This window comes from Chryseobacterium cucumeris, from assembly GCF_016775705.1.
In the GTDB taxonomy this organism is placed as follows: domain Bacteria; phylum Bacteroidota; class Bacteroidia; order Flavobacteriales; family Weeksellaceae; genus Chryseobacterium; species Chryseobacterium cupriresistens.
Genome location: NZ_CP068760.1, coordinates 27,911 through 41,069, shown reverse-complemented (window position 1 = coordinate 41,069; position 13,159 = coordinate 27,911). Strand labels below are relative to the sequence as shown.

Annotated in this window: 13 protein-coding genes; 9 read left to right on the top strand and 4 right to left on the bottom strand. The window is 35.5% G+C overall.

Features of this window, described 5'->3' with window-relative positions; all coding sequences use genetic code 11:
* Positions 1–3 precede the first annotated feature (3 nt).
* The 8 genes from JNG87_RS00210 (at position 4) to JNG87_RS00175 (ending at position 6,960) form a co-directional block, all read left to right on the top strand.
* Positions 4–597, top strand: coding sequence for an acetyltransferase (locus JNG87_RS00210; protein WP_110010017.1), 594 nt, complete (start codon positions 4–6; stop codon positions 595–597).
* Positions 598–617: 20 nt separating this feature from the next.
* Positions 618–1,754 carry a DegT/DnrJ/EryC1/StrS family aminotransferase gene (locus JNG87_RS00205; RefSeq protein ID WP_202841007.1) on the top strand — a complete coding sequence of 379 codons (1,137 nt, stop codon included), beginning with the start codon at positions 618–620 and terminating at the stop codon, positions 1,752–1,754.
* A gap of 15 nt (positions 1,755–1,769) precedes the next feature.
* Positions 1,770–2,339 carry a sugar transferase gene (locus JNG87_RS00200; RefSeq protein WP_202841005.1) on the top strand — a complete coding sequence of 190 codons (570 nt, stop codon included), beginning with the start codon at positions 1,770–1,772 and terminating at the stop codon, positions 2,337–2,339.
* 14 nt (positions 2,340–2,353) lie between these two features.
* Positions 2,354–2,899 carry a dTDP-4-dehydrorhamnose 3,5-epimerase gene (gene rfbC, locus JNG87_RS00195; protein ID WP_110010014.1) on the top strand — a complete coding sequence of 182 codons (546 nt, stop codon included), beginning with the start codon at positions 2,354–2,356 and terminating at the stop codon, positions 2,897–2,899.
* Positions 2,900–2,994: 95 nt separating this feature from the next.
* On the top strand, positions 2,995–4,296 hold the full coding sequence (rimO, locus tag JNG87_RS00190; RefSeq protein WP_202841003.1) for a 30S ribosomal protein S12 methylthiotransferase RimO: 1,302 nt from the start codon (positions 2,995–2,997) through the stop codon (positions 4,294–4,296).
* Positions 4,297–4,667: 371 nt separating this feature from the next.
* Positions 4,668–5,294: a hypothetical protein gene (locus tag JNG87_RS00185; protein WP_202841002.1), complete on the top strand. Its 627-nt coding sequence runs from the start codon at positions 4,668–4,670 to the stop codon at positions 5,292–5,294.
* Positions 5,295–5,375: 81 nt separating this feature from the next.
* Positions 5,376–6,023, top strand: a complete 648-nt coding sequence (locus JNG87_RS00180) for a hypothetical protein (RefSeq protein ID WP_202841001.1) — start codon at positions 5,376–5,378, stop codon at positions 6,021–6,023.
* Positions 6,024–6,588: 565 nt separating this feature from the next.
* Complete coding sequence (locus JNG87_RS00175; protein WP_202841000.1) at positions 6,589–6,960, top strand: septal ring lytic transglycosylase RlpA family protein; 372 nt, start codon at positions 6,589–6,591, stop codon at positions 6,958–6,960.
* Positions 6,961–7,025: 65 nt separating this feature from the next.
* Here JNG87_RS00175 and JNG87_RS00170 read toward each other — a convergent pair whose 3' ends face one another.
* The 4 genes from JNG87_RS00170 to JNG87_RS00155 form a co-directional block, all read right to left on the bottom strand.
* Positions 7,026–7,790 carry an exodeoxyribonuclease III gene (locus tag JNG87_RS00170; protein WP_202840999.1) on the bottom strand — a complete coding sequence of 255 codons (765 nt, stop codon included), beginning with the start codon at positions 7,788–7,790 and terminating at the stop codon, positions 7,026–7,028.
* An 88-nt stretch (positions 7,791–7,878) separates the two neighbouring features.
* Complete coding sequence (locus tag JNG87_RS00165; RefSeq protein WP_202840998.1) at positions 7,879–8,256, bottom strand: MliC family protein; 378 nt, start codon at positions 8,254–8,256, stop codon at positions 7,879–7,881.
* 118 nt (positions 8,257–8,374) lie between these two features.
* Positions 8,375–9,919, bottom strand: a complete 1,545-nt coding sequence (locus JNG87_RS00160) for a bifunctional response regulator/alkaline phosphatase family protein (protein WP_110010007.1) — start codon at positions 9,917–9,919, stop codon at positions 8,375–8,377.
* Between the two features lie 132 nt (positions 9,920–10,051).
* The gene (locus JNG87_RS00155; RefSeq protein WP_202840997.1) at positions 10,052–11,692 is read right to left on the bottom strand and encodes a S41 family peptidase; all 1,641 of its coding nucleotides are present in this window, start codon (positions 11,690–11,692) and stop codon (positions 10,052–10,054) included.
* A 237-nt stretch (positions 11,693–11,929) separates the two neighbouring features.
* Between JNG87_RS00155 and JNG87_RS00150 the strand changes: the two genes are divergently transcribed.
* Complete coding sequence (locus JNG87_RS00150) at positions 11,930–13,156, top strand: HD domain-containing protein (RefSeq protein ID WP_202840995.1); 1,227 nt, start codon at positions 11,930–11,932, stop codon at positions 13,154–13,156.
* Positions 13,157–13,159: the final 3 nt, after the last annotated feature.

Here is a 13,159-nt window from a genome sequence, read left to right as displayed (position 1 = left end):
GCTATGTATTTATTTGGAGCAAGCGGACATGGAAAGGTAATTGCAGATATTGCTGCTGCTAATGACATAAAAATTAAGGCATTTATAGATCAGGATGTCACTAAAAAGGAATGCTATGGATCTCCGGTTTTGAATAATTTACCGGATGATAAAGAAAAACTGATTATTTCAATTGGCAACAATCTGATCCGTAAGAAAATCGCAGAACAGATTAATCATAAAATTGGCACTTTAATACATCCCAAAACAATCATTTCAGGTTCTGTGAAAATAGAAGAAGGAACAGTAATCATGGGAGGCGTGGTAATTAATGCAGATACGGCCATTGGAAAACATTGTATCATCAATACCAATGCATCTGTAGATCATGATTGTGTGATTGAAGATTTTGTTCATATTTCTCCCAACTCAGCACTTGCCGGAGGAGTGGAAGTAGGTGAAGGCTCTCAGATTGGAATAGGAGCTTCTGTAATCCAGGGAATCAAAATAGGAAAATGGTGTGTAATTGGTGCCGGTGCAGTCATCATTACCGATGTTCCCGATTACTCAGTTATTGTGGGAAATCCGGGGAGAATTATCAAGAAAAATATTATATAAACAAGTTACTAATCAAAAATATGAATACTAAAATCTGGCTGTCCTCACCGCATATGGGAGGGAATGAACAAAAATACATCAACGAAGCATTTGAAGAAAACTGGGTAGCTCCGTTGGGACCTAATGTTAACGGATTTGAAGGTGATCTGGAGCAGTTTTTAGGTGGAAGTGTAAAAGTGGCTGCGCTGTCTGCAGGTACTGCAGCATTACACCTTGCTCTTATCGAATGCGGAATTGTACATGGCGATGAGGTGATCTGTCAATCCATGACTTTCTCTGCTTCAGCCAATCCAATTGCGTATTGTGGGGCAATTCCTGTTTTTGTTGATAGTGAACCGGTTACATGGAATATGTGCCCTAAAGCACTGAGAGAAGCCATCGAAGACAGAATCCAAAAAGGAACAAAACCTAAAGCAATCATTGTAGTACATCTGTATGGTATGCCGGCAAAAATGGACGAAATTACTGCCATTGCTCAGGAATTCCAGATCCCTTTGATAGAAGATGCTGCTGAAGCCCTGGGCTCAACTTATAAAGGACAGGCTTGCGGTACATTCGGCCGTTTTGGAATTTTAAGTTTTAACGGAAATAAAATTATTACCACTTCAGGAGGTGGAGCTTTGGTTTGTCATACTCAGGAAGATAAAGATAAAACCGTTTTCCTTTCTACACAGGCCAGAGATAATGCTCCCCACTATCAGCACTCACACATCGGTTTCAACTACAGAATGAGCAATATTGTAGCAGGAATAGGAAGAGGACAGATGGAAGTGCTTAAGGACAGGGTTGCTGCCCGTAGAGCAATGCACAATTTCTATGTTGACCTTTTCCGCAATATTGAAGGGGTAACTGTACTCTCAGAGTCGAATGATGATTTTTATTCCAACCACTGGTTATCTGCAGTGATTGTTGATCCGGAAATGACAGGAAAAAACAGAGAAGGTTTAAGACTTGCATTTTTAGAAGATAATATAGAATCAAGACCGCTTTGGAAACCTATGCATTTGCAGCCGGTTTTTGAAACTTCTCCTTATTATGGCGGGAATGTTTCTGAAAAACTTTTTGATAACGGATTATGCCTTCCTTCAGGCTCTAATCTGTCAGAGGATGACAAAGAAAGAATAGCAAAGGTTGTTCATTCTTACTTTGGACTTTAATATTATTTGAACTTAATGAATCAGTATAAATATTGGAAAAAAGTTTTTGATTTTGTCTTATCGGCAATATTGATCCTTTTTCTTATGCCTGTACTGATTATTTTATTTGTGATTGCAAGTCTGGATACATCTTCCAACGGAATCTTTTTTCAGACCCGGATAGGGCAGTATGGAAAGCCTTTTACCATTTTTAAGATTAAAACAATTCATGAACAGAAGAGAACATGCTCAAAAATAGGGCAGACTCTCAGAAAATTTAAGCTCGATGAATTTCCGCAATTGTTTAATATTGTAAAAGGTGATATGAGTTTTGTAGGTCCCAGGCCTGATATTGAAGGATATTACGATAAACTTGTCGGAGAAGACAGGAAAGTTCTGGAGCTGAAACCCGGGCTTACCTGTGAAGCAAGTATTAAATATAGAGACGAAGAATACCTTCTGAAAAACCAGGAAGATCCTTTAGCTTACAATGATGAAGTGTTATTTCCGAACAAAGTAAAAATGAATCTGGACTATTTTGAAAAGATGTCTTTCAAAAACGATATAAAGATCTTGTTTAAAACATTAATAACCACATTGAAATAGAGTTTTTAACTATTATGAAAATTAAAGAAACCCCGCTTAAAGACTGCTACATCATAGAGCCTACCATATTTGAAGATGAAAGAGGCTACTTCTTTGAAAAGTTTAATGAAAAAAAATTCGAAGAACTTACCGGAATGAACGGGCACTTTGTGCAGGATAATATTTCCAGATCTTCCTACGGAGTATTAAGAGGCCTGCATCTTCAGAAAGGAGAACATGCCCAGGCAAAACTGGTTTCCTGTCTTGAAGGAAGCGTTTGGGATGTGGCTGTAGATCTTAGGGAAGATTCTCCTACATTCGGAAAATGGTTCGGAATAGAACTTACTGCTGAAAACAAATTACAGCTTTATGTGCCGAGAGGTTTCGGACATGGTTTTTCTGTATTAAGTACCCATGCTGTATTTTCGTATAAATGTGATAATTTTTACAATAAAGAGTCAGAAGGCAGTGTAAAATTCAATGATCCTGATCTTAATATCGATTGGAAGGTAGATGAAAAAGATGCCATACTTTCCGAAAAAGATCAGAACGCTCCTGGATTTAAAGAAAAAAACTTTTAAAGCATATCCCTGAAAACCACTTTTATAAAGTGGTTTTTATTTTTTAATCCTAACTCTCCAATATTTTGTATCTTTGCAGACTCAAAATCAAAACGATGCGTACAAAATCTGTAGGGAAGAAGAAAATCAATGTAGTCACTCTTGGATGTTCCAAGAATGTATATGATTCTGAAGTATTAATGAGCCAGCTGAAAGCCAATGGCAAAGAAGTGGTTCACGAAGACCGTGGGGACATTGTGGTCATCAATACCTGCGGATTTATTGATAATGCCAAAGAAGAATCTATCAATACGATCCTCGATTACGTTGACGCTAAAAACAGAGGCGAGGTGGAAAAAGTATTCGTTACAGGATGTCTGTCTGAAAGATATAAACCGGATCTGATCAAAGAAATCCCGGATGTAGATCAATATTTCGGAACAAGAGATCTTCCGGTACTTTTAAAACATCTGGGAGCAGATTATAAACATGAACTGGTAGGAGAAAGATTAACAACAACTCCAAAACATTACGCATACCTTAAAATTTCTGAGGGTTGTGACCGGCCATGCTCTTTCTGCGCCATCCCTTTGATGAGAGGAGGGCATATTTCAACACCCATCGAAAAACTGGTTTTGGAAGCTCAGAAACTGGCAAAAAAAGGGACAAAAGAATTAATTCTTATTGCCCAGGATCTTACCTATTATGGGTTGGATCTGTATAAAAAAAGAGCATTAGGTGATCTTTTAAAAGAGTTGGTAAAAGTAGAAGGAGTAGAATGGATTCGTCTTCACTATGCTTTCCCAAGCGGTTTCCCTGAAGATGTTCTTGATATTATCCGCGAAGAACCTAAAATCTGTAATTATATAGATATTCCTCTTCAGCACATCAATTCAGACTTGTTGAAATCTATGAAAAGAGGAACTACGCATGAGAAAACAGATGCCCTTTTAGGAAAATTCAGAGAGAAAGTTCCTGATATGGCAATCAGAACAACGCTTATTGTTGGATATCCCGGTGAAACAGAAGAAAGATTCCAGGAACTTAAAGAATGGGTAAGAGAGCAGAAGTTTGACCGATTAGGATGTTTTACCTATTCGCATGAAGAGAATACTACAGCTTATGTTTTGGAAGATGATATTCCACAGGAAGTAAAAGAGGCAAGAGTAGAAGAAATTATGGAATTGCAGTCTCAGATTTCATGGGAAAAAAATCAGGAAAAAATCGGTAAAGTATTCAGATGTATTTTTGACCGTAAAGAAGGTAATTATTTCATCGGAAGAACTGAGTACGATTCACCGGATGTAGATAATACGGTTTTGGTTTCAGCCGAAGATACTTATATTTCTATTGGTGAATTTGCAGACGTGAAAATTACTTCTGCCGAAGAGTTTGACTTATACGGAGAGTTAGTTTAGCTAAAGGCTTACTAATCAAGTCAAAATAGTATTTCCAAAATCAAATTATTAATGAAAATTAACATAGAATTTTCTCGGTAATATATTTTTATTTTATTGATAATCATATAATTAGAGTTTTTTGTGTAATTAAGAATTTTTAATTTTCTTTTATAATGTAATTAAAATCGAAAATTATCCTTAAATTTGCGCAAGAAGCAATATTTTTAAATCATGTGCTTTCAGCAAGTTAATCATTAAATAAGCTAAAAGTCAATTGAAATAGTTATTGTATTACTTTGGCTTTGTTTTAATGTTCACAAGTTGAGATGTATCATCTCTTTTTGGAAATATTGATGAAAAAAAATGTAATTAAAAATCTTTAAAAACTTATGAAAAAATTTTTATTAACAGCAATTATGCTTGTTGGCCTTTCGGCTGTTTCTAAAGCTCAACAGGGGCGAGTGGGGATTAACACAACCACACCTGCCGCGACTTTAGATGTAGTAGCAAACACTACGGATAATGCAAGACCTGACGCCTTATTAGTCCCTCGTATGACAGCAGCCGAATTATCCGCTAAGGATGATACTAGTGGAACATATGCTGCGCCTCAAAATGGAGCCATTGTTTACATTACTTCAGGAACCGGTACAGGAGCTAGAAAAGCTAAAATTACTGGCCCTGGTTTCTATTATTTTGATAATACGGTTCCAGAATGGAAGCCTTTTGGGGGTGGTGCAGCTCCTTCAGGAATGACTGTAAGAGCACAAACAGCTTCTACAATCTCAGATGCAGACTTGAATAATGCAATCCTGGTTACTTCAAATGTTACATTTAACTTAGCTACATTAACGAAAACCAACGGTAAAACTATTACATTTATAGATGCAACCAATGGAGCCTTCTTTAGTGTATCGGGAGCTCATAGTACTGCTTCAACGACACCTCTTCAATCAGGTGGATCTTTGTCTTATATTTGTGATGGGACAAACTGGTATAGCTATAGTTCATTCTAATAACAAAACACAATTATGAAAGTATATTTAACATCAGCATTGTTTGCCATTGTTGCGGCATCAAGCACTTTTTTCGCTCAATTGAGATCAAATGGTACTGTCAGTGCTACAGTAGCTACACAATCCGTATTCTTAGATGCTTCTGCAAACGGCTTTACAACATCAACTAGTAATGGTAAAGGATTAGCATTTCCTAGAACAAATTTAACTACGTTCACTTTTGTAACACCAGTAACTAGTGCACTTAATTTCCCTACAGCATATGATGGGATGATTGTATATAACTCCACTGCTGGTACTACTCCTGCTACAGGATCAGGTATCGGAAACCAAACGGTAGGTGTAGGTTTTTACTATTTCAGCAACCCTACTCCAACACCAGCATTCTCTTCGGCTTCAGGACAATGGTTACCATTAGGGTCTGCTCCGAAAGAAAATATTCTTACTACTGAAACTGTTACAAACAGACAAGTAAATAATGCGCAGATTTATGGTATCAAAGGAACTTTTACTGCAAATGGAACTACTACTGCAGTAACAATTCCAGCGCCAGGTGGAATTACAGCATTGTACGGAATTACTATTTATAAGGCAGGTACTAATAATGTATATTCCAGAGAATTGTATTCATATGATATATCTACTGGAGCTGCTGTTACAGGTTCTCCTAGTATGTCTGTAGTATATCCAAGTGGTACATATGATTATGTTTTAGAATATTTAAAATAGTATAATACTTAATTATATAATAAAAAACCAATGAGAAATCATTGGTTTTTTGCTTTTTACAGAGAAGGATGTTCTTTTATTTTTTCGGGTAATACATCGTGATTGAATCACTTTTTGAACAATTGAAATCAAATATGGACTGATAATGAATCAGACTTTACATTTTAACAAAATAAAAGGTGTTAAAAATCAATTGCATAATTTCAACAGATGAAGCTAAAGAGCTTCTGAGAAAAGTTTTTCCTAAAGTTGAATTTTAAGACTTTAAAATTTTAACAAGTAGTTTTGAAATTTTATTTTAACTTTATGATTTTTGTAAAATATTGATTATCAATATATTTTAGATTTGTTATTTTTAAATTATGCATGAATTAGTTAATTACGTTAACTTTTTAGATCTTTTTTTAACATTTTTTAACAGTGTAACTTAAAAGCCCTATTTATAGTGCTTTGCAAGGATTGTTAACTTTTTATTAGTGTTTTGTTAACTGATTTTAACATATGGAGTAGGGTTTTCTGAAGATTCCTGATACTTTTGTCCCGTCAAAACCAATAAAAGTTCAAAATGATGAAAAGATTCATTCTCGTAATCATAATGATGATTTCAACCCTAGGTGTTTACTCATTTACAAGTAATACCTTAGATGCGAAAAAAACAAGTTATGCATCGTACTACCACGATAGATTTAACGGTAGAAAAACCGCTAGCGGAGAAATCTTTGATAATTCAAAGTTTACTGCAGCAAACAGAACGCTTCCATTTGGAACAAATGTTAAGGTAACCAACCTTAAAAATGGTAAAGAGGTAATAGTGAGAATTAATGACAGAGGGCCTTACCATTCATCAAGATCTTTAGATATGTCTAAAGCTGCGTTCGATGAGATTGGAGATATCAGTCATGGTACTATTCCAGTCGAATATGAAATTGTCGATTAATTTTATGATTTAAATTAAAAAAAAGCCAGCTGATTCAGCTGGCTTTTTGTATGGATATCTGTTTTTTATACATCTAGTTCGACTAAAGCAGGACAATGGTCGGAATGTACCGCTTCCTTTAAAATGACAGCCCTGCTGAGCTTATCCTTTAAACTATAGGAAGTGAAATTATAATCCAGTCTCCAGCCTTTATTTCTTTCCCTTGAGTTTTGTCTGTAGCTCCACCATGTATAATTGTCAGGTTCATTGTTAAAGAACCTGAAACTGTCAATCAGTTCGCATTCATTGATAAAATTGGTCATCCATTCTCTTTCCATAGGAAGAAACCCTGAAACATTCTTTAAACCGACAGGATTGTGAATATCGATAGCCTCGTGGCAGATATTAAAGTCTCCGGAGATAATAAGATTAGGAATTTCTTTTTTTAAATTTTTAATATACCCAAGAAAGTCATGGCAGAACTGCATTTTAAAATCTAACCTCTCAATATTAGATGCAGAAGGAACATATACCGAAATCGCGGAAAATCCGTCAAAATCTGCACGGATGATTCTTCCTTCATTATCATAGCTTTCGATACCACAACCATACTCTACATGGTTGGGTTTTATTTTTGAGGCAATTCCGACCCCGCTGTAGCCTTTTCTTACCGCTGAGTGCCAATAACTGTGATATCCCAATTTTTCAAGGCTTTCGATGTCTATCTGATCGTTTCCGGCCTTACTCTCCTGAATACAGATGATATCCGGATCGGCAGTCTTCAGCCAGCCCAGAAAATCTTTCGTAAAAGCCGCCCTGATTCCATTAACATTGTAGGTGATTAATCTCATAAACAAAATAAATTTTTTCAAATGTAGGGAAATAAAAAAAGCCGGTTCTGAATTTCAAATCCGACTTTTATATACTGAGTAAGTGATTTTAATTTTTAAAAACTGTTTTACCGTCTTTTGTCAGTTCTATTTCCTCGCCTTTTCCTCTCAGTTCATAATGGTCATTCTTGTACCATATTCCTGATGCAGGTTTTTGTCCCTGAAGCTCAATGGTTTCATTGTTGAATACTAAAGTAGCCGTATTTTTGGTATTGTTGAAAGTCATATCCAGGGTTTTCCCGTTCTTGTCTTTCGAAGTACTTTTTACAATTTCATCCTGAGTACCTGAAACAGCTGCTGAATCAGATGGCTTGGATGCAACACTGTCTACAGAAGCGGGAGTAGAATCTGTTGTTGTCTTTTCTTTATTACATGAGGTTAAAAATAATGCTGAGAATGCTGCTGCAATAAAAATGTGTTTTTTCATAAATATATATTTAAGGTTGTCTGTTGATATGCAAAATAAGTGCCTTAAAAAAGAGGCGGAAAAAATCGCAAGATTTTTTCCGCCTTTAAACCCAAAATTAAATAAACTATGAAAAAAACTACTTGGGTTCTAAAATACTGATAGGAATAATACACTCTTCAAGTGAAATTCCACCATGCTGGTAAGTTTCTTTATAGTAATTAACAAAATGATTGTAATTTTTAGGATACGCCAGGAATATATTGTTTTTAGCAAAAATATATTTCGAACTTAAATTTCCTTTGGGCAGGAAAAGCTTTTCCGGATTGGTAATAGCCCATACATCACTGTCATCATACGTTAAGCTTTTGCCTGTTTTATATCTGATATTCGTAGAAGTTTCTCTGTCTCCTACCACTTTACTTGGCTTTTTAACATATACAGTACCGTGATCTGTTGTGATCACCAGTTTATATCCGTTTTCTGCAGCTGCCTTAATGATCTTCAATAAAGAAGAGTTTTCAAACCAGTTGAAGGTAAGGGAACGGAAAGTCTTATCATCACGAATCAGCTGGTCTACAATATGATTGTCTGTTTTTGCATGCGACAGGATATCAATAAAGTTGTACACAATAACCAGCAGGTCATTATTTTTATGCTGGTTGAAATCGTCATAGATCTTTCTTTCAAAATCAGCGTTCAGTACTTTAAGATACTTCATAGACTTTGAACCAAGACCGATTCTCTTCATCTGATCTTCCAGGAAGTCACGCTCAAACTCATTTTTATTTCCTTCTTCGTTATCATTAAACCATTTATCAGGGAAGCGTTTTTCTATCTCAGACGGCATTAATCCTGCAAAGAAAGAATTCCTTGCATATTGTGTTGCTGTCGGAAGAATACTATAATAATAATCTTCCGATATTTTATTGTAGTATTTTGTAAATAAAGGTTCGATTACTTTCCACTGATCATACCGAAGATTATCCACCATCAGTAAAAGAACTTTCTCTTTTTCCACTTCAGGCTTCACTTTTTCCTTGAAAAGCGTGTGGCTCATCATCGGTTTGTCTGAATCTGTAAGCCAGTTTTCATAATTTTTCTCAATGAATTTGGCAAACTGAATATTGGCTTCTTCCTTCTGAGACTGCAGAAGATCGGCAAATTCATTGTCTGCTACCTTATCAAATTTGATTTCCCAGCTAAGAATCTTTTTATAATACTCAGCCCATTCCTGATACGTTCTCAAATAAGAAAGTTCCATGGAAAGGTTTCTGAATTCCTGCTGGTATTGTAAAATTGTTTTTTGTTCCACAAGATTATCCTGCTGAAGGTTTTTCTTTAAAGACAGTAATATCTGATTGGGATTTACAGGCTTTAATATATAATCGGCAATCTGGGAACCGATCGCTTCTTCCATAATGTGTTCTTCTTCGCTTTTGGTTACCATGACGATTTTTAAGGCATTATCTTTTTCCTTAATCATAGGAATTGCCTCCAGACCGGAAATACCCGGCATATTTTCATCAATTAGCGTTAAAGCAAATTTCTCTGAATCCATAAGCTCCAAAGCCTCATTGACATTGTTAACAGGGGTTACCTGATAACCTTTCTTTTCTAAAAATACGATATGAGGTTTAAGTAAATCTATTTCATCATCGATCCATAATATCTTTTCTGACATAATTTATTTTTTACATGGTTATTCTATCAAAATGTTGACCAAATCCTTTTAAAATCTCACAAATTCAAAAGATTAAAAGTTAAATATAAGTTAAATGAAAATGGCGTAGGATAATTCACATTTTCACTTCACTTAATTAGTGGTTTTTATATACTCCAAAGCCTTTTCCAGCACTTCATCTTTTCCGTTTTTTATCCCTTCAATACTTGGTTTTACCAGAATATCGGGAATGATTCCTATTCTTTGGGTTTCCCTGCCATCAGGATAATAAGCACCTAGGCCTGTAAACCGTGTATTGAGATCAGCAATTTTAAACATAATGACATCTCCGTTGGCTCCTGAAGTATTACTACCAATAATTTTAGCTTTCGGATGCTGTTTGAACATCATTGTCGTGGTTTCTGCCTGGCTTTGTGTATTCTCATCTACTAAAACGATGACATTTCCTTTATAGTATTCAGGATTTTTCCTGCCGATGACATTTTTTCTGCTGTAGAATTTGCCGGGATAGCTGGTATCAGGAAAAGTAAACTGATAATAGATTACCGGGTTGGGAAGAAGAAGAAAGCTTAAGGGTACAATCGTTTGTTTTGGATAATTCCTGAGATCAAAGATAATGGATTTTGTGGATTTTAAACTGCTGTACATCTCATCAAGATCATCCTTTTCAATCATCCCCATATTAACATATCCGGTTGTCTTTTCATCATCCATCAATTTCCACTTTTTTACAACAGGTTTCTTTTCACGAATAATATTCTTACTAAGATATGTTCTGGTTTTTATTTCTATATTTTGTCCTTCTCTTTCAATCTTTAAAGAAACAGAATCATTGCTAGTGAAAAGCAGCTTGTCTTTTATTTTGCTGACCTTGCCCCATGAATTGGAGGCAGGTACATACTTTCCCAAACTGTTGATCATCTGTGGAATAGTTTTTCCTTCAATATCATAAATAACATCTCCGGTATGCAGTGGGCCTTGATGTTCAGGCCGTGTGTCATTAACTTTTGTAATCACTAGTTTTCCTTCAGCATAAATATATTCTACAGGAACTTTTCGTTGACCATACAGATGAAGCTGAATCTCCTTTGAAGAAAGATAAGCGTGTGAATCATCCGTTTTAGCCACTAGTTCTGCTAATGTTAAGTGAAAATTTTCATCATTATCAACCAATAGAAATTTGGGAATCATTTCTGTAAGGACATCATTCCAGTTCTGATCGGTTTCATATTTATAAGGAAAGAAATATTCCACGTAATTCCAGTATCTGAACAACTCCAGTAAACTAATGGCTGTGGAAGTGAATTGAGACCCATAGGATTTTTCATTCCTGAAATATATTTTTCTTCCCCCTTTTCCCACAAAGTGATTGTCTCCAATATTTCTGTTTTTTTCGATATAACGAAGCTTTTGAGATACATCATCAGAGAAAATTTGTGAATTGTCCATCCAGCGTAGATCAAAATTTTTAAGGAAATACACCTTCTGATCTTTAGCTGAACATTCTTTGCATGGCGGAACTTCTCCCAGACTCTCAATCCATTCAGAATAAAAATTATTGAGAGACTGTTTATCATTAATATTTTCAAGTTCATATATTTTTTGAAAAAGCTGCTTATCCCAGTTAAGATTTCCCTTTGCCACACGGGGATGGTAATATTTTAAAAATCCCCAAATCCTGCAAAGAGATTCCAGCTTTTGGGTCTCAGTGATGATCTGTGCGGAAATGTTCAAACTTAAAAGTAAAAAGAGGAAAAGCGGGAAGCGTCTCATTAAAGGTTGCTGTGTTTTCTCTCAAAGATAATCCTTTAATATAACAGACGCAAAAGGTTTTCAAAAAATCTCGAATTGATAATAAATAGATATTTATGAATTTCTGAAGTTGATATGAAGATGTTTTTGACGAAAAATATTTGGTGTATAATCATGTTATCCCAAAATCTTAATAGTAATTTAATAAAAGGCTAAATTTTAAAATGCCTAACTTTGTTTACTAATACTGAAGTTTCAATGCAGAATAAGCTAAAAATCATCAACGATCCTGTTCACGGGTTTATCAAAATTCCACACGAAATTTTATTTGATATCATTGAGCATCCCTATTTTCAGAGATTAAGGAGAATCGGGCAGACCGGACTTCTGAACCTGATATTTCCCGGTGCTACCCATACAAGATTTCATCATGCTCTTGGAGCGATGCATTTGATGTTTACAGCTTTAGAAACATTGAAGCAGAAAGGAGTGAAAATTTCTGAGGAAGAAGAAAAAGGAGCGATGCTGGCCATTTTGATGCATGATATCGGTCATGGTCCGTTTTCACACGCATTGGAAAGTATGCTGATGGATGACTGGCATCATGAGAATCTTTCTTTGCTGCTGATGAATAAGCTTAATGAGGAATTCCAGGGCCAACTATCCATGGCTATTGAAATGTTTCAGGGGAAGTATCACAGAAAGTTTTTTAATCAGCTGATCTCTTCCCAACTGGATGTTGACCGTTTGGATTATCTTAAAAGAGACAGTTTTTTTACAGGTGTTTCCGAAGGAAATATTAATACCCAGAGAATTATCTCTATGATGAATGTCTGCGAAGAAGGCGAACTGGTGATTGATGCAAAAGGAATTTATTCCATTGAAAATTTCCTTACTGCCAGAATGTTTATGTATTGGCAGGTGTATTATCATAAAACTTCAGCCTTGGCAGAGTTTCTTTTGGTTAAAATCCTTGAAAGGGCAAAATATCTGATTTCCCAGGGGGTAGAACTTCCGGCAACAGACAATCTGAAATATTTTTTATACCGTGAAAAGAGCGGTGCCACAGATGAAGATATAGAAAGATTTACTCAGCTTGATGATAATGATGTAATTCAGGCCATGAAAGAATGGCAGAATTCAGAAGATTTTGTATTGTCATACTGGTGTAAATGTGTAATTCAGAGAAATTTGCCTAAAACAATTATTTCATCACATCCTTTTGGCCAGGAAATAATTGAGGAAAAAATAAAAAAGAGTAACGAACTTTTCGGAATCGATAATGGTGATGAATTGGTTCATGAAATTAAAAGAAAATTATTGCCTTATCATGCAGAGAAACAGCCCATTTATTTACTGCATAAAAATGGAAAAAGAACAAGGCTGCATGAGTCGGAAGATCAGCTTTTATCAGGATTAATCGTAAATAAGACGACCCGCTATATCCTTATGTTTCCAAGAGATATCTCCAGACTGGACTCTTAAAGA